Genomic DNA, 15,931 nt, shown 5'->3' with positions numbered 1-15,931 from the left:
GACAGCGAAGGCTTTAAATTAACCATGGAAGCGGGTCAAACCTACCCCTTCGATTGAAGAGGCAGCCCGATTTCCCAGCGCTCGGCGCAAAATCCGGGATTGTCCTGCAAACGCAGCACTCACACGAAACAAAAGGTCTGGAAGCAAGGGACGACGGAAATTAAATGCGCAATGTTGATCGGTTCAACGCGATCCAGAAAATTTACCGCGCTGAGTGCCCGTCGGTGAGCATCTCCCCCGGCAACCGGCCTGGCATCAGAATTTCAAGCAATTTCAATGGCTAAATTAAGCCAATTTTAGGGAGGCCAGCGTTAGGAAACACAGTAGTTTGTATGGAGTAGGTGGTGTGACCACACTGGCCATTTGCAGTACCTTGATTGGATTGGTTCTTGGAATTCGCTTCCGGTTTCTAATTCTGGTGCCCATTCTTTTCGTTGGATCGGTTTCACTGGCGGCGATTTCGATGACACAGGGCCAGACCCTGCTCCAGGCAATTTCAGCGATAGTGGTTTTCGCAGCGCTTCTCCAGGTTGGATACGCATGCACAGCGCTGTTGAAGTCCTTCGCAAGGGCTCCCCGTGCCGACAGGACGGTGCCCCATGCCGGCGTCGTCGTTGTCCGGAAGTCCTGATCCTCGATAAGGGGCGATTGCAAGTCCACCACAGGGCGCACGTCAGCCAGCCTGTCCCTGCGGCCTGATCCGGCCGCGTCAGTGAGGCAACGCCGTTGCGCGGCTTGCGTCGAACACCCGGGACTCGCCCGGCGTCCTGCCAAACCTGTATCAGGATGATATATATTCATCCCAGGCGATTAATGCCAAGGTGAGGATTCGCGTGGCCTCGAGCCCGGGACGCCTTTGAGAGTATATTATCCCGATGTTGTCAGCACTGCGCCATGCGAAGCCGATGGCGAAGCCAAGGTTGCCGGACGGGGTTCGCATCTACGCCATCAGCGATATTCACGGCTGCGCGCATCTACTTGATCAAATGCTCCGCGTCATCGACGCCGACGTTGCACACAGCAGGCCACGTCACGCGATAGAAGTCTTCATGGGCGATTACATCGACCGCGGGCCGGATTCGCGCTCAACGCTTGACCTCCTGATTGAACGTTCCCAACGCGGAAACGCGGTCTTCCTGAAGGGCAATCACGAAGCCTTTCTTGACGACGTCTTTCGCGATCCCGGCCGCATGGGGAATTGGTTTCAAGTCGGTGGACTGGAAACATTGATGTCCTACGGACTTTCCCCGTCGGTCAATCCGGACGGCGACGAGCAGCATGCATTAATGAGAGAGCTATCCGAGGTAATGCCGGCGCGCCATCGCGACTTTCTGGGGCGCTTGCGTCTCAACTTCTCTTGCGGCGATTTCTTTTTTGTTCATGCAGGTGTTCGACCGGGCATCCGGCTGGCTGAGCAGCGGGAGGAAGACCTGCTTTGGATCCGAGAGGATTTTCTTCAGCATAAGAAGCGGTTCAGCAAATATATTGTTCATGGTCATACACCGGTTCGCAGTGCAGAGATTTTGGCAAACCGCGCCAACATAGATACGGGCGCCTACGCCACCGGCAATTTGACGCTGCTCTCAATTCAGGGTTCCAGCCTGCTGGCAATCTGAGCATCGCTTGCCCGGGGCACCGGCGTCCCAGGCAATTACGGATGGCCAGCCGTCGCACCGTCCGGGTCGCCAGCCTTGCGGCTCGCTGGGTGCGGCCATGGCTGATCCAGGCAATGGGCTGCGATTGGCGCCGGATTCATGCCGACCGAGACGGCATCCCCGTTAGGGAACTGCGGATTGCTCAGAAGTCAGGCTGGGAAGCTGACCGTTCTTCAATTACGATTAAAATAATCACGCGCGAAGCAACGGCTATCGGGCGGCAAAAAAGGGGAGGATGTCCTATGCGAGTTGGGATCGAGATCAACTTCGCCTTATGGGGAATGATTATCTGCGTGGTGATCGAGGCGCTTCAAACCTTCGCGTTCCTGTGAACGCCTTGGCGTTGCGGCGCCTTGCCTGAAGACCCGTTCCGGAATGAGCCCGGCGCGAAGTTGTTCGCAGCCAGCTTTTCAGTGCTGCCGTCGGACTATGGGCTGACGACGACCAGGTAGACGGTGAGCATTCCCACGCTGACCATGCCGATGGCGAGCGCCGATCGCAGCACCTGGATGCGCGGAGACATTCCAACCATCCGCCGGGCTCGGCGAGGACCGTTTGAGCTGACGTCGCGTGGCCGGCGCACGTGGAGCGACTCGCTGCTGCCTGCGTCGATGATCCGGCGCCTGTCGGTGAAGGTCGCATGATGTCTTAGATATAGTTCGAGGAGCCGCAATTCGCGTGACAAATCCCTCGCAACGTCCTGCCACCGAAGCAGCGCTTCGAGTTCCAGGGTTTCCTCCAGAGTGAGGCCGGCAATGGCAATCCGTCCATCGTCCGCAACCCGATATCGGAAATCCTCTGGATCCATGCAAGCAACCCTCAGGCAATGCCTTTCCAGTTTAAAATCGGGATTCGTAAAGCGCCGATCGTAGCGTCCTCCGGCGCACGGCGAGAGTCCAAATGATCGCCAAGGCGATGGTCGATTGCTGCGCAGCCTGGGAGTTTCGAAGGCAAGTCGGTCGCGGACCGAGACCCGATCCGGGCGATCAACGGCTTTTGGCAAGGCGTACAGCTCGATCCGAAGCCTGTTGTCTTGAGGGACCGGTACTGACCGGGCAGAATCTGGTCCCTGGAAAATGGCGCTGCGGCCGCGCAAGACTTACGCGGCGGGTGCAGGAGGCTTGAAGTCCGGAAAGCGGCTAAGCAAAGCAGCCTTCAAAAACTTGAAGTGGGCTATCGTTGTCGCAAGTTCCTGAAGCCGGCGCTGTCCGTTGGAGATCTCGTTGCCGAACAAGGTCTGGTGGTGGCTGTCGAGTGCGTCGCGCTCAAGGTACTCGTCGGTGCCATTTCCGAATGTCACCGCAGCACGGGCAAGGACGTCTTCGACGCGCCGGCTGAGGCCCGATTGCTCCTGCTCCGCCTCGCGAATGGAAGCATCCAGCGCGCCCAGAATGGAGCTCACCCGTAACCGGTCGGTGCCGAGATCACGTCCGGCCGACCGAACCCTGAAATCCCGGTCGCCCGATCGATCGCCAGCATGCTTTTGCGCGCGAGTCCGTGAGAGCAGCTGAAACATCGTTTAATGCCCGTCCCGTTGGCGCCGCCACGGCAGCATAATGCCCTAGGTCACTCGAACCTGGTTAATAATTATTTAATTTCGCGGACAGCTCTGCGGGCATCGGGCATCTTCCCTTCAAATGTCGTTGATCTGAGGTCCGGCTCGCACGATCGCGGCAAGCACCGATGCCACTCAAGGCACTCGTCGATTCATTGCTCGGATCTGCGCAAGCCAGGATCTGCCGGTCCGTGCCGTCCATGCCCATGCTCGCGATGATGGACGCGATCCTGCTGCTCGGGGAGCTCTCGCCATACGTCCCGCGAAATTTTTCGTTCATGGCCTTCGACGCGGACGATCAAGTGTTCACCGTCTGAGCGAACAAAGGACGCGACCGCACCGTCCCACAGCTTAGCCAGGAAAATGTCCGCCATTCACGCTCCCATAACTCCGATCGCCCGTGCAGCCGGTCTTGCGGCACCGACACTTTGATTGTTGATTGCCTGCCGCTCGCGCCCGTGACGCCCATGGAAAGCGATTCGATCGAATCCGAATTCACCGGGCCCTGCATCCTGCCCGTCGGTCAGGAAAGAAACCAGGTCACCAGGTTCAAAAAGATGGAGCCCAGAAAGTACATCCACACCGCCATTACCAGCAGTATCAGCCCTAGGAATCCTCCCGTGAAAAACTTCTCTTTGGCCCTGACAACAAACGGGATTCTTTCCGGCCGCTGCAGCATTTTGGCGCGCTCTGCTTGTTTGGAGAAATGAGAACGAGGTGCTGAACTTGATCAGCTCGTGGCACACCCTCTAGTGGCGCACTGTGTTCAGTAAATGTCGATCAGCTCGGTGATCAAATAAAATCTGATTCCTAATCCAAATGTGGCTTGGGCAGTTGAATTTTAAAATTTGATCGGAGTAATATCTATTTAAATGCCGGCAGCAAGATAACTCTCGCGAGATGGCATCTCAGTCCGTTTGGCCTTCTCCTCGACGGACAAAACTTCCTGATATTCGCGGATCGATCATGCAGCAGGCTTCTCTGAGCGACAGATATGTGGATTTTGCCAATCACTGCCTGCAGCTGGCCGCCACGACGACCGATGAACAATCGCGCCGGATGCTGCGCGAGATGGCAACCAAATGGCTCGAACTGGCCGAGGTGGCACTGGCCGGCTAGGCCGTCGACCGGCGAAGCGGGAAGATGATTTCCAGCGCGCCCACCCGCCGCGCGCTCGAGGCAGTCACCCTTGCGCGGCAGGCCCAGCGTATGGCCCGGCCGATTTGCGGCGCGCTGAATGACGTCCGCGGCAGCGAACGTGCGTCGGGGCCGAACTTCTGCGGTCTACCGGGTGCTCGCGCGCTTGCGCTTGACGCGATCAATCAGAAAATCATTCATCTTCTTGCCGGCCTTGAGCTGCAATACCATCCAGCGCGGCTGCTTGCCTCGACCGGCCCACGTTTCGGACGGGTCAGATGGATTCTGGAATTTGGGAAGCACCGGAGGATATTTTCGGCGAGCGGCTCGCCGTTCCGCCACTTGCCGATCCGGCCGTTTGATTTTCGCCATCATGCCGCTGTTCAGCTTCGCAAGGCGTTGCTCCAGCTCACGTTTTTCACTCGTTATTTTTTCGGCCAGGATATTGCCGACTTGCTCATGGAGGGCCCACAACTCATCCATGGAAAATGACGAGAGATTGAATTTGCGAAACTTCATTTCTTCTCCCTGCAATATTTTTCTGGCGACTTATTTGTTCGCTCAGGTTGTATTCCCATTCAATACTTCGCAAAATTACCACATTTGATTAGGGGAAATACGGGTTCGCATCAAAAAAATTTCTCGCAGGAGGCAATTTGGAGGACAAATTTGCCCGCCACAACATCCAATGGTTGCCTCCTATAATGATACAATCTTTTGAAGTTGGCCGGAGCCGGTGCAAATCGGAATCGGGGCATCTTCCCGATCGGGGCCTTTTGAATGCCAGTGAGCCCGGCAACGGCATTTCGGCGTGCGCGACCGATATGCGCCCCCCGAAAAGAAGCGCTGCAAAGTTGGGCGCCCATGTGATGGGACCTGTCGGCATGCACCTCGCAATCGGGTGCGGAAACGCGCATTCCCGAGTTTTCAAGCGACAGCGACGATCGAACGATGCCCTAACGCATCCGCCCGTTTGCGCGAACCCTGCTGGGCTCCAGGGGCGCCAGTGACTGCCGTTGCCGAAGCGTTATCGCGCGGCGCAAGGCCAGATTTTCCTCAAGCTGCTGGGCGAGTTGCAAACGCGTCTCGTAGATATTGCGGAGGGAGGAATCCTGCAGCTGAATTTCACGTCCAAGGTGTTCACCGGCGGAAAAATCCTGATCGTCATCACATAGCATTGGTGAACTCATCTTCTATTCCACTTTGTTTGGCGGGCTGTATTGGCGCAGAGTTGCGACAATAAAGCGACAAGCGCGCGGTTCCAGCGCACAGAAAATAAAAAGCACAAGGCGTGCCACCCGGCGAGCTTCTGCAACAACGCAACCGACCCATGCAATCAATGAATAACAGACATACTCAAATAGGAGCCCGACGAATCGCCCCATGCGCGGGGACACCAGATCCAAATCGGAATGCTAGAGCACCGAGCGATCTCGAATGGGAAATGCCGCTGTCGACCCACCTTCGGCTGCGAGCCAGGCACTCCAGCCAAGTTCGTGTTTGCGATAAAGCTCGAACCATCGCCTTTCTTCGGGCGTCGTTGGCTCGCCATCCGGAGTCCAGGTGGCGTTGCCTGAATCGCCTTCGATAGAAAGATGGTCCAGCCGTTCGAACTCACGTGTCTCCTCTACCGTCAACCCGATGAGGGTGTAAGGCTGTGCGATGTTTGCCTGATATCGCCTTGGAAAGATTCTTCGTTCACAACTCACGTGCACCACTCCCACCAAGCGGCCCCGCGTGATGCTAACCTTTTCACGTTTCGCTTTCGTGGTGAAAGAATTGTCTGTCGTCGGAAGATTTAGGCAGCGCATTGCTTACTGAGTACTCATAGCGATGGGGTTTGCAGTACAGCTGTCGGGTGCAGCACGACAGCGTATATGCACGAAGATCGGCCGGCGCTATTCGTTCGCTCGTTGAGAGTCGGAACGCCGTGGCGGCACACGGCACACATCAGGCAGGCGTTGAGACCTTCCGCCAATCGCCTGCGCATCGAAGCCACCGATTTGACGCCGCGCGATTCGCCCGCACGGGATTGGCCCGATGGCCGGGATCGGCGACCCCAAAGAAAAACCCTTCCAGGTCGATGACCTGGAAGGGCTAACTTGGTTGCGGGGATAGGATTTGAACCTATGACCTTCAGGTTATGAGCCTGACGAGCTACCGGGCTGCTCCACCCCGCGTTAAACCGTTGCGCGCCTTCCCAAAAACCGAACCCGAAGCGAAAGCGGCCAACGCTTTTGGGCGTCGATCGTTCCCGTCCAGAGGCTTCCTGAGAAGGCAACCCGGGCAATGCCCCTGGGTGCGAGGGGTATGTATCAACGCAAGCCTGCTTTGGAAAGGCCCATGGTGCAGTTTTTGAGGTTTTTGTGACGCCAAAAACGGCACGAAACGCCCTCGGGAAGCCGCCCTTGCCATCAAAGGCGCAAAAGCGGAACTTTGACGCAACAAAAGTCCACAAAAACATCATTATCGGGGGCGGCGCGTGACGGACATATTCGATTTCGTGGTGGTGGGGGGCGGCTCCGGCGGCTGCACGGTGGCGGGACGGCTTTCGGAGGACCCAAAGACGTCGGTGGCGTTGCTGGATGCCGGCGGCAAGAACGACAATTGGGTGGTCACCACGCCGTTCGCGCTGGCGCTGATGGTGACCGGCACCATCAACAATTGGGCCTTCAACACCGTGCCGCAGGCCGGCCTCAACGGCCGCATCGGCTATCAGCCGCGCGGCAAGGGGCTCGGCGGCTCGTCCGCGATCAACGCCATGGTCTATATCCGCGGCCACCGCAGCGACTACGACCAATGGGCCTCGCTCGGCAACGCCGGCTGGTCGTTCTCCGACGTGCTGCCTTTTTTCAAGCGCTCGGAAAACAACGCCGATTTCGGCGGCGAATATCACGGCAAGGACGGCCCGCTCGCCGTCAACAAACTGCGCACCGAAAATCCGGTGCAGCAGATCTTCCTGCAGGCGGCGCAGGAAGGCCAATTCCGGATCCGCGAGGATTTCAACGCCGAGGACCATGAAGGCCTCGGCATCTACCAGGTGACGCAGAAGAACGGCGAACGCTGGAGCGCGGCGCGCGCCTATATACATCCGCATATGAATAGCCGCGCCAATCTGCGCGTCGAGACCACCGCGCAAGCCACGCGCATCCTGTTCGAGGGCAAGCGCGCGGTCGGCGTCGAATACCGCCAGGGCAAGGAGTTGAAGCAGCTTCGCGCCCGGCGCGAGGTGATCGTCGCCTCCGGCGCGTTCCAGACCCCGCAGCTGCTGATGCTGTCCGGCGTCGGCGACGGCGCGGCGCTTGGCAAGCACGGCATCGCAAGCGTGCATCATTTGCCCGGCGTCGGACAGAACTTGCAGGACCATCCTGACTTCGTGTTCGGCTACCTGTCCGACAATCCGAATTTCAACGGCCTTTCGCTCAAGGCCCTGCCGCGGCTGCTGCGCGGTATCCGCCAGTACCGGCGCGAGCGCCGCGGGCCGATGACGTCGAATTTCGCCGAATGCGGCGGCTTCCTGAAAACCCGGCCCGACCTCGACGTGCCCGACGTGCAATTGCATTTCGGCATGGCGCTGACCGACGATCACGGCCGCAAGCGGCACAAGGGCACGGGCTTCTCGCTCCATGTCTGCCAGCTGCGGCCAAAGAGCCGCGGCCATGTCGCGCTCGGCAGCGCCGATCCTTTTGCGCCGCCGTTGATCGATCCGAATTTCCTCGGCCATCCCGACGATCTCGAAACCATGGTCGGCGGTTACAAGGTGACAAAACGGTTGCTGGACACGCCGGCGCTGCGCGCGCTGCAGAAACAGGACATGTTCACCGCTGATGTGCACACCGACGACGACATCCGCAAGCTTCTGCGCGCCCGTGTCGACACCGTCTATCACCCGGTCGGCACCGCCAAGATGGGCGTTGGCGATCCGATGGCAGTGGTCGATCCCAAGCTGAAAGTGTACGGCCTGGAAGGCCTGCGCATCGTCGATGCCTCCGTGATGCCGACCCTGATCGGCGGCAACACCAACGCGCCGACGATCATGATCGGCGAGAAGGCGGCGGATATGATCAAGGCCGAGATGCGGGCGGGGTGAGCCATCAGCTGTCATCACCACAGGCGCTCCAGTATGCCAATCACTATCCGTCGTCCCGGCGAAGGCCGGGACCCATAACCACAGGCGGTAATTGCTTTTGCACGCTGGTCGTCATCTTCCTTTTTCAATAACAGGGGCCGCGGCCTATGGGTCCCGGCCTTCGCCGGGACGACAAAAATTATTCTCGCGACGCATTGCGCCCGAGCTTTGCCAGAAACTTCCCGCCCTCCCCAAATGAGAGGGCGCAGGGAAGACCGGGTGCGCGCTGCACCCGCGGTCTCGCGTGCGGTTTGCACAAAACAAGGTGCACACGAGCATACAGGGCAGCGGAGAACACCCGGCCTTCCCTGCGCAATGGCTTTACGGCTTATGCCGTGATCTCCCCGGAGACGAGTTCTTGGTTGACTCCGTCGCTGCCGTTCCCGCTTGCGCTTCTCCGACAGCTTGACGCCTGCAACGGGCGCCAGGACCACACGGTTTTGCCGTACGCCCGTCCACGCCGTCGTCTCAGCGCAAACAAGCGTCCACCGCAACCCGCCCAACGTCCGTGACGACGGCCGACGCCCTTCTGAGTAGGACGGGATGGCTCACATATAAACTGATTTGACCTTCTGTAAAACAGAAATATTTTTTATTTTGGGGCTTGACACGATTTCCGAAAATGCGAAGTGATTTGCCCGTCGGGTTGTTTTGTCGCAGTCGAAGCAACCCCCTCAATCGTCATTCCCCGATGCGCAATTGCGCATCTGAGGGCTCGCGGAGCGAGAACCCGAAAATCCATTGAGCGACGGCGCATGCGCCCTGATGGGTTAAAATCCCCAACAAGCCCACCAGTGAGCTGGATGACTGAGGACGCATTTTAGATTATCGTCCGCCTCTTTGATATCCGCCTCCGCTTCGCGCATCACCTTACCCAGCGCGTAGACAACACAAGAAATAGCGCCCGATTACCCCGGTACTTGGCCGCTGGTCTGGTGCTCTTAAACCCGCCGATAATCGTGGCCCCATAGCGGTCACAGACCCGCCATTCCCACTTGGTCGAGCTTCGCTTGGTAATCAACACTTCCAACACGGTGCGTCCCGCCATCCCCAGTTGCGCACCATCAAGATACCAACGGGCTTTAAGGTGTCGGTTCGCTTTTAGACTCTCAGATGTAATTTGATGAAAGTGAGTGTTTGAAACAGTGTTTGAACCACGGCGTCTAGCGATGTCTCAGTTTGGCAGGTTTGTCACTTTTGTGCCGATGCCGCACGGCTGCCACGTGGTGCTCATTGGTGACGGGATGGCGAGGCCCGCTCGGTCGTTGAGCGATCGGCGGATGTAACTGATCCCAACGCTCCAACAGGACCCCCGGCGGACGATAGCTCACAGCTTTCTTGTACATGGAGCCCAACAAGGGATCGTTTGGCATCGATGTCGCCATAACGGCGATGTTCGGGCAGTCTTGCCGGGCGTATGCTGTTTGGCTGATGACGACACTCCGCCTGCAGGGCGCGCGACAATCACTCCTCAACGTCACAGCACGCATCCGCAGCGGGCCGATCGAGCGTAGGCCAAAAGCCGGGGGTCGGCCTTGGAATGCGCCTCGCAAAAGCGGTCTATGATTTGGGTCACTTTCTCGCTGTAGTCTCGCTGCCAGTGTCCCAGCCCGTGTAGAGCGCTCTCCTGGCAAGCGATCGAGTTGAGATGAAGGATGCGCTCCATGGTACGCAGCGCGCAATCGTGGAGAGTTGGCAGGTCCGGATCGCCCGCATGAGCCAAACTCGGAAACGCATCCCACCACATGTAGCAAACACAGTTAAGCGTTCCGGCATCGGCTTCGCTCAGGTGAGATAAACTGGGAGCGCACCGCGGCTCGAACAATTTCGTAAATAGTGCTGCGACGGACTTAACGCAGCGGACACGGTCTTCGACCGGCACATCAGTTGAACAAAACCACCTGTTATCGCCGCTTGCGCTCGTATTCACGAGGTAGCTTAAGCCCTGTGCAATTTGGCTGTCAGCAAATCCCTGTAATGCCGGCTCGGGGTCTTCAAACAGTCGAGTGACGTAGGATACGGCTTCCACAGGTGGCGGATCCCACCAATCATGGTCCGGATCGAAGTACCAAGGCGCTTGCTGAAAGCGAACTTCGCGTCCAAACGAGTGTTCCAGCCAATCATCAAAAGTGAGTTTTTGCAGGCGCATCACGGAAGCCGCGACCAGTACATCAAGAGGCGATAATCTTGTTGCCTCTCACCGTAGAAGCCCTGAAGTCAGATCAGGTCAATCATTGCCTTCAGCCTTGACCGGCGGCTTCTGCGCGCTCTGAACGCTCTGGCTCAGCGACGCCAGCGCAGTCTTCAGCTCGTCAGAGATGGATGCGATGTCCCGAATGTCTTCGAAGGCCTGAGCGACGCGCTCACTCGCTGATTTCTCGAATGGTTCGAAGCCTTCAGAGATGCGCGGTCCTGCTCCAAGATCTGTGAAAGCGGCCATAGGCCCGAGCAGGAGGATTGCGGTTCCGACGATGCCGATTTTACGGATGTGACGGATTGGCGGTGGCTGCACTAGGCGGTCGTTGGTCATGTCTCCACCTCACGGCGCATAGGCTTGCATCATGCCAATGGTCGCGAACAAACGGTAGATCGGGCGTCGACCATTAGGAGGTACTCCCAAGCAGAGGCGCTTTCTTGTCCAACCATCAGAGCGGCCAGCACCATGCGCCGGCAACACCCGCGCGAACTCCCCCTGGCTAACGCCTGTGATCAGAATGATTTCTTTACGGACGTCGAATAGATCAGACATGACGACCCCGAAATAAGGCGAGCCCATTGATACCTACGATTTTAGCGACCGCGAACCCGTTTCGTTGACCAGACGGCGACGCTAAGGAACAGGCAGGGATTTCATCGATGAACAGCTTCGATGCCGTCGTCTATCTCGCCCTGTTGATTGCCGTGGTCACCGGCTTCAACTCCGGTCTGTTGCGCAGCGCGGTCACGATCCTCGCCTATCTGTTCGCGATGCCGATCGCGGTGACGGCCACCTCGTTGCTGGCTCCGCAGCTCAACGGCGCACTCGGCTCGCCCCTGATGCAGAATTCGCTGCTGTTCTTCGGAATCTTCCTGATATCAGGCATGGTGCTCGGAAAGGTGGGGCGCATGGCGCTCGACGACACCATCGGATCGGCCGGTATCGGCGATCGCCTCGGCGGCGCGGCGCTTGGTGCGGTGCGCGTCGGCCTGGTCGCGATCACGCTGGTGCTGGTTTTCGACCAGCTCGTCCCAAGCGATCGCCAGCCGGCATTCCTGACCGGCTCGCAATTGCGGCCGCTGCTTTCGACGGCCGGGCAAAAGGGCTTCAAGTCGCTGCCGCCTGACGTCACCGCCACCATCGACCGGCTGAAGCGAGAGCAGCGAATTTAGCAGGCGGTGATCGACTGATATGCATTTCGCGCAGCGACGAGCCACTTATCATGGCCGTCGCGATTGGCTACACTGCTCCAATCGAAATCTAGAAAATCACCTGACATAACGGGAGTGAGACAGTGGATCTTGGAATCAAAGGCCGCCGCGCCATCGTATGTGCCTCCAGCAAAGGCTTGGGACGCGCCTGCGCGATGCAACTGGCCAATGAAGGCGTGCACGTCACCTTGACGGCGCGCGGCGCCGAGGCGCTGAAAAAGACCGCCGATGAAATCCGCAAAGCGCATCCCGGCGTAACGGTGACGGAAGTCGCCGGCGACATCACCACGCCCCAGGGACGCGCGGACGTGCTCAAAGCCTGTCCCGATCCGGACATTTTGATCAACAACGCCGGAGGCCCGCCGCCCGGCGATTTCCGCAACTGGACCCGCGACGACTGGATCAAGGCTGTCGACGCCAACATGCTCACCCCGATCGAGCTGATCAAGGCGACGGTGGATGGCATGATGGCGCGCAAGTTCGGCCGCATCGTCAACATCACCTCCGCCGCGGTGAAATCGCCGATCGACATATTGGGCCTTTCCAACGGCGCCCGCGCCGGCCTCACCGGCTTTGTTGCCGGTATCTCGCGCAAGACCGTGATCAACAACGTCACCATCAACGGGCTGCTGCCGGGTCCCTTCGACACCGACCGCCTGCGCGGCACCGCAAAGGGCGAAGCCGAGAAGCGCAAAATCGACGTCGAGCAGGTGCTGGCAGAGCGCGCCAAGCTCAATCCCGCCGGACGGTTCGGCACCCCGGAAGAATTCGGCGAGGCCTGCGCCTTCCTGTGCAGCGCCAAGGCCGGCTTCATCACCGGGCAGAACATCCTGCTCGACGGCGGTGCGTTCCCGGGAACGCTGTAGTGTAAGGGGCGCCAGATGAAAGCGGTCTGGTACGAGCGGACGGGCCCTGCGCCCGAGGTGCTGACCTATGGCGAGATGCCGACGCCTGACGCCGGCCCGGGCGAAGTCCGGGTGCGGCTGAAGGCGTCCGGCGTCAATCCCGCCGATGTCGGCCGCCGCGGCGGCAGCTATCGCGCGATGGAGTATCCGCGCGTGATCCCCAACAGCGACGGCGCCGGGATCATCGACCAGGTCGGCGAAGACGTCACGCAATTGAGGGTCGGCCAGCGCGTCTGGCTGTTCAACGGTCAGCGCAACGGCCGCGCCTTCGGCACCGCGGCGGAGTACATCGCGCTCGCCGAGCATCTGGTGACGCCGCTGCCGGACAGTCTTTCATACGCCGCCGGCGCCACGCTCGGAATTCCCGGCATGACGGCGTGGTGCTGCCTGTTCTGCGATGGTCCGATTACGGGAAAAACCGTGCTGGTCACCGGCGGCGCCGGCGCGGTCGGCCATTATGCGGTGCAACTTGCAAAATGGGGCGGCGCGCAGGTGATCGCGACCGTCAGTTCGGAAGCGAAGGCCGAACAGGCGCGGCTTGCCGGCGCCGATCTCGTCATCAACTACCGCAATGATGACGTCATCGCCAAAGTGCTGGCCTTCACCGGCGGGCGCGGCGTCGACCGCGTGGTCGACGTCGATTTTGGCGGCAACATCGCCATCACCCTGAAATTGATGGCGATGAATTCAACCATCGCGGTCTACGCCACCAATGGCAATCGCACGCCGCTGGTCCCGATGCGCGACCTGATGGAGAAATGCATCGCGCTACGCGCGCTGGTGCTGTTCGCACTGCCGCCGCCGCTGCTGGCCGCAGCCCAGGCCGACATCACAAAATGGCTCACGGCGGGCAAGCGCATCCACAACGTGGCCGGGGAGTTTGCACTGTCGGAGACGGCCCGGGCGCATCTCGCGGTGGAAAAGGGCGACAAGCTCGGCACCGTCATCGTCGACTGCGCGCGTTAGCTGACTCCCTCACCCCGCTCTTGCGGGGAGAGGGTTGGGGTGAGGGGCTCCCTCAACGAGCGATTTGCTGGTTGGAAGACCTGTACCCCTCACCCGGCGCTACGCGCCGACCTCTCCCCGCAAGCGGGGCGAGGTAAGCAAGAAACGAAACAAGGGAGGAACCGCCGGATGCACTGGACGGTAGGCAAGGTCAAAATCACCAAGGTGGTCGAACTGGAGACCGTCGGCAGCACCCGCTTCATCCTGCCGCTCGCAACCAACGAAGAGATCCAGAAGCTGCCCTGGCTGATCCCGCATTTCGCCAATGAAGAGGGCCGCCTCAAAATGTCGATCCATTCGCTGCTGGTGGAAACACCAAAGCGGCGAATCATCGTCGACACCGGATTGGGAAACGACAAGCAGGGCCGCAACGTACCGACCTGGAACAACCGCCAGGACCCGTTCCTCGACAGATTGACCGCGGCGGGCTTTGCGCCTGACAGCATCGACACGGTGCTCTGCACCCACCTGCATGTCGACCATGTCGGCTGGAACACCAGGCTGGTCGGCGGCCAGTGGGTGCCGACCTTCGCCAACGCCCGCTATGTGTTCGGCAAGACCGAATTCGAGCACTGGCGCGACCACAGCGACGAGCCCGACAAAAAGGCGGTGTTCGGCGATTCCGTCAAACCGATCGCGGATGCCGGCAAGGCCGATCTGGTGCCGAGCGATGCCAGGCTTTCGGACGAAATCACCCTGATCCCGACGCCCGGCCACAGCCCCGGCCATATGAGCATCCACATCAAGTCCGACGGCCAGGAGGGCCTGCTCACCGGCGACGTCGCCCATCACCCCTGCCAGATGGCCCATCTCGACTGGTCATCAACCGCGGATTCCGACCCCAAAGCGTCGGCCGTGACGCGGCGCGAGCTGTTCGGGCGTTTTACCGACACGCCGACGCTTGTCATCGGCGGGCACTTCAATGCCGGCCATATCAGGCGCGAGGGGGACGCCTTCAAGTTCATCGCGCTGGGGTGAACCCGGATTGTAGGGTGGGTGGAGCGAAGCGATACCCACCGCCTCAGGATGCAGGAAAGCTGGTGGGTATCGCTGCGCTCCACCCACCCTACGAATTAAGAGACCTGCAATGCGGGGCGCTTCCGTGGTTGAATTTCCCCGCCCGCTGTTCCATGAAGCATTCCAAGTAAATAAACCCCTGAGGGAGCAGTACAATGAAGCTTGTTCGTTACGGCGCGCTTGGCCAGGAAAAGCCCGGCCTGATCGATAAATCCGGCCAGCTGCGCGATCTTTCCGCGCATGTGAAGGATCTTAACGGCGAGGCCTACGCGCCCGCTTCGTTGGCCAAGCTTGCAGCATTGGACCCCTCAAAACTTCCCGCCGTCGATGGCAAGCCGCGCTTCGGTGCGCCGGTCACCGGCATCTCGAAATTCGTCGCGATCGGCCTCAACTACGTCGATCACGCCAAGGAAACCGGCAATCCGATTCCGCCCGAGCCGATCTTCTTTTTGAAGGCCAACACCTCGCTGAGCGGCCCGAACGACGCGGTCGAAAAGCCGCGCGAGTCCAAGAAGCTCGACTGGGAAGTCGAGATCGCCGCCATCATCGGCACCCGCGCCAAATATGTCAGCGAGGCCGACGCGCTCAATCACGTCGCCGGCTACTGCGTCTGCAACGACGTCTCCGAGCGCTACTTCCAACAGGAGCGCGGCGGCCAATGGACCAAGGGCAAGTCTCACGACACGTTCGGCCCGGTCGGCCCATGGCTGGTGACCAAGGATGAAATCGCCGACGTGCAGAAGCTGTCGATGTGGCTCGACGTCAACGGCAAGCGCTGCCAGACCGGCTCGACCTCGACCATGATCTTCACGATGGCGAAGTGCATTGCCTACGTCTCGACATTCCTCACGCTGCTGCCCGGCGACATCATCACCACGGGCACGCCGCCCGGCGTCGGCGCCGGCATGAAGCCGCCGCAATTCCTCAATGTCGGCGACGTCGTCACCCTCGGCATCGAGGGCCTCGGCGAACAGCGGCAGCAAGTCATCGAGGCGTGAGGTTGGTGGGGTGGAGCACTTGCTCACTCGTCGTCATGCCCGGCCTTGTGCCGGGCATCCACGTCTTGACGGTGCATCGGCAACGAAGACGTGGATGGCCGGGACAAGCCCGGCCATAACGG

The 15,931-nt window shown here is 59.8% G+C and carries 17 protein-coding genes and 1 tRNA gene; 11 read left to right on the top strand and 7 right to left on the bottom strand.

Annotated elements, in window-relative coordinates; genetic code table 11:
- Nucleotides 1–875: 875 nt before the first annotated feature.
- Both JQ597_RS23985 and JQ597_RS23980 read left to right on the top strand, forming a co-directional pair.
- Entirely contained in the window at nucleotides 876–1,616 is a 741-nt protein-coding gene (locus tag JQ597_RS23985; protein WP_212267204.1) for a metallophosphoesterase family protein, read from the top strand.
- A gap of 41 nt (nucleotides 1,617–1,657) precedes the next feature.
- On the top strand, nucleotides 1,658–1,987 hold the full coding sequence (locus JQ597_RS23980; protein ID WP_212267201.1) for a hypothetical protein: 330 nt from the start codon (nucleotides 1,658–1,660) through the stop codon (nucleotides 1,985–1,987).
- 95 nt (nucleotides 1,988–2,082) lie between these two features.
- Here JQ597_RS23980 and JQ597_RS23975 read toward each other — a convergent pair whose 3' ends face one another.
- Entirely contained in the window at nucleotides 2,083–2,463 is a 381-nt protein-coding gene (locus JQ597_RS23975) for a hypothetical protein (protein WP_212267197.1), read from the bottom strand.
- A gap of 291 nt (nucleotides 2,464–2,754) precedes the next feature.
- Nucleotides 2,755–3,171: a hypothetical protein gene (locus JQ597_RS23970; protein ID WP_212267193.1), complete on the bottom strand. Its 417-nt coding sequence runs from the start codon at nucleotides 3,169–3,171 to the stop codon at nucleotides 2,755–2,757.
- 230 nt (nucleotides 3,172–3,401) lie between these two features.
- On the opposite strand from JQ597_RS23970, the gene JQ597_RS38130 reads away from it, so the two are divergent.
- Together JQ597_RS38130 and JQ597_RS23965 are read left to right on the top strand one after the other, a co-directional pair.
- The gene (locus tag JQ597_RS38130; RefSeq protein WP_283813447.1) at nucleotides 3,402–3,527 is read left to right on the top strand and encodes a hypothetical protein; all 126 of its coding nucleotides are present in this window, start codon (nucleotides 3,402–3,404) and stop codon (nucleotides 3,525–3,527) included.
- Between the two features lie 649 nt (nucleotides 3,528–4,176).
- Nucleotides 4,177–4,329 carry a hypothetical protein gene (locus tag JQ597_RS23965; protein WP_212267189.1) on the top strand — a complete coding sequence of 51 codons (153 nt, stop codon included), beginning with the start codon at nucleotides 4,177–4,179 and terminating at the stop codon, nucleotides 4,327–4,329.
- 165 nt (nucleotides 4,330–4,494) lie between these two features.
- Here JQ597_RS23965 and JQ597_RS23960 read toward each other — a convergent pair whose 3' ends face one another.
- Complete coding sequence (locus JQ597_RS23960; RefSeq protein WP_212267186.1) at nucleotides 4,495–4,866, bottom strand: H-NS histone family protein; 372 nt, start codon at nucleotides 4,864–4,866, stop codon at nucleotides 4,495–4,497.
- Nucleotides 4,867–5,363: 497 nt separating this feature from the next.
- Here JQ597_RS23960 and JQ597_RS23955 point away from each other — a divergent pair, with 497 nt between their 5' ends.
- Nucleotides 5,364–5,522 (top strand): hypothetical protein, encoded by a 159-nt coding sequence (locus JQ597_RS23955; protein ID WP_212267183.1) that lies wholly within the window; start codon nucleotides 5,364–5,366, stop codon nucleotides 5,520–5,522.
- A 928-nt stretch (nucleotides 5,523–6,450) separates the two neighbouring features.
- Here JQ597_RS23955 and JQ597_RS23950 read toward each other — a convergent pair.
- Nucleotides 6,451–6,527, bottom strand: a tRNA-Met gene (locus JQ597_RS23950).
- Nucleotides 6,528–6,829: 302 nt separating this feature from the next.
- Here JQ597_RS23950 and JQ597_RS23945 point away from each other — a divergent pair.
- Nucleotides 6,830–8,437, top strand: coding sequence for a GMC family oxidoreductase (locus tag JQ597_RS23945; RefSeq protein ID WP_212267180.1), 1,608 nt, complete (start codon nucleotides 6,830–6,832; stop codon nucleotides 8,435–8,437).
- Nucleotides 8,438–9,953: 1,516 nt separating this feature from the next.
- Here JQ597_RS23945 and JQ597_RS23940 read toward each other — a convergent pair.
- From JQ597_RS23940 to JQ597_RS38505, 3 genes are all read right to left on the bottom strand, one after another.
- Complete coding sequence (locus JQ597_RS23940; protein WP_212267178.1) at nucleotides 9,954–10,625, bottom strand: hypothetical protein; 672 nt, start codon at nucleotides 10,623–10,625, stop codon at nucleotides 9,954–9,956.
- 78 nt (nucleotides 10,626–10,703) lie between these two features.
- Nucleotides 10,704–11,006, bottom strand: coding sequence for a hypothetical protein (locus tag JQ597_RS23935; protein WP_212267176.1), 303 nt, complete (start codon nucleotides 11,004–11,006; stop codon nucleotides 10,704–10,706).
- A gap of 9 nt (nucleotides 11,007–11,015) precedes the next feature.
- Nucleotides 11,016–11,225, bottom strand: a complete 210-nt coding sequence (locus JQ597_RS38505) for a hypothetical protein (RefSeq protein ID WP_502754591.1) — start codon at nucleotides 11,223–11,225, stop codon at nucleotides 11,016–11,018.
- Between the two features lie 107 nt (nucleotides 11,226–11,332).
- Between JQ597_RS38505 and JQ597_RS23925 the strand changes: the two genes are divergently transcribed.
- The 5 genes from JQ597_RS23925 to JQ597_RS23905 all read left to right on the top strand — a co-directional run bounded on the left by JQ597_RS23925 (nucleotide 11,333) and on the right by JQ597_RS23905 (nucleotide 15,809).
- Nucleotides 11,333–11,845 carry a CvpA family protein gene (locus JQ597_RS23925; protein ID WP_212267174.1) on the top strand — a complete coding sequence of 171 codons (513 nt, stop codon included), beginning with the start codon at nucleotides 11,333–11,335 and terminating at the stop codon, nucleotides 11,843–11,845.
- A 122-nt stretch (nucleotides 11,846–11,967) separates the two neighbouring features.
- Complete coding sequence (locus JQ597_RS23920) at nucleotides 11,968–12,750, top strand: SDR family oxidoreductase (protein ID WP_192738251.1); 783 nt, start codon at nucleotides 11,968–11,970, stop codon at nucleotides 12,748–12,750.
- Nucleotides 12,751–12,765: 15 nt separating this feature from the next.
- The gene (locus tag JQ597_RS23915) at nucleotides 12,766–13,755 is read left to right on the top strand and encodes an NADPH:quinone reductase (protein ID WP_212267172.1); all 990 of its coding nucleotides are present in this window, start codon (nucleotides 12,766–12,768) and stop codon (nucleotides 13,753–13,755) included.
- 168 nt (nucleotides 13,756–13,923) lie between these two features.
- On the top strand, nucleotides 13,924–14,772 hold the full coding sequence (locus tag JQ597_RS23910) for an MBL fold metallo-hydrolase (protein WP_212267169.1): 849 nt from the start codon (nucleotides 13,924–13,926) through the stop codon (nucleotides 14,770–14,772).
- Between the two features lie 194 nt (nucleotides 14,773–14,966).
- Nucleotides 14,967–15,809, top strand: coding sequence for a fumarylacetoacetate hydrolase family protein (locus tag JQ597_RS23905; protein ID WP_212267167.1), 843 nt, complete (start codon nucleotides 14,967–14,969; stop codon nucleotides 15,807–15,809).
- The last annotated feature ends 122 nt before the right edge of the window (nucleotides 15,810–15,931 follow it).

The sequence above is a fragment of the Bradyrhizobium sp. AUGA SZCCT0177 genome, from assembly GCF_018130125.1.
Classification (GTDB): domain Bacteria; phylum Pseudomonadota; class Alphaproteobacteria; order Rhizobiales; family Xanthobacteraceae; genus Bradyrhizobium.
This window is presented reverse-complemented; position numbering and strand designations above follow the sequence as displayed.

Excerpts from the sequence above, each read along its gene's own strand:
- JQ597_RS23985 (WP_212267204.1), top strand. The coding sequence starts at position 876 with ATGTTGTCAGCACTGCGCCATGCGAAGCCGATGGCGAAGCCAAGGTTG.
- JQ597_RS23980 (WP_212267201.1), top strand. The coding sequence starts at position 1,658 with ATGGCCAGCCGTCGCACCGTCCGGGTCGCCAGCCTTGCGGCTCGCTGG.
- JQ597_RS23975 (WP_212267197.1), bottom strand. The coding sequence starts at position 2,463 with ATGGATCCAGAGGATTTCCGATATCGGGTTGCGGACGATGGACGGATT.
- JQ597_RS23970 (WP_212267193.1), bottom strand. The coding sequence starts at position 3,171 with ATGTTTCAGCTGCTCTCACGGACTCGCGCGCAAAAGCATGCTGGCGAT.
- JQ597_RS23965 (WP_212267189.1), top strand. The coding sequence starts at position 4,177 with ATGCAGCAGGCTTCTCTGAGCGACAGATATGTGGATTTTGCCAATCAC.
- JQ597_RS23960 (WP_212267186.1), bottom strand. The coding sequence starts at position 4,866 with ATGAAGTTTCGCAAATTCAATCTCTCGTCATTTTCCATGGATGAGTTG.
- JQ597_RS23940 (WP_212267178.1), bottom strand. The coding sequence starts at position 10,625 with ATGCGCCTGCAAAAACTCACTTTTGATGATTGGCTGGAACACTCGTTT.
- JQ597_RS23935 (WP_212267176.1), bottom strand. The coding sequence starts at position 11,006 with ATGACCAACGACCGCCTAGTGCAGCCACCGCCAATCCGTCACATCCGT.
- JQ597_RS38505 (WP_502754591.1), bottom strand. The coding sequence starts at position 11,225 with ATGTCTGATCTATTCGACGTCCGTAAAGAAATCATTCTGATCACAGGC.
- JQ597_RS23925 (WP_212267174.1), top strand. The coding sequence starts at position 11,333 with ATGAACAGCTTCGATGCCGTCGTCTATCTCGCCCTGTTGATTGCCGTG.
- JQ597_RS23915 (WP_212267172.1), top strand. The coding sequence starts at position 12,766 with ATGAAAGCGGTCTGGTACGAGCGGACGGGCCCTGCGCCCGAGGTGCTG.
- JQ597_RS23910 (WP_212267169.1), top strand. The coding sequence starts at position 13,924 with ATGCACTGGACGGTAGGCAAGGTCAAAATCACCAAGGTGGTCGAACTG.
- JQ597_RS23905 (WP_212267167.1), top strand. The coding sequence starts at position 14,967 with ATGAAGCTTGTTCGTTACGGCGCGCTTGGCCAGGAAAAGCCCGGCCTG.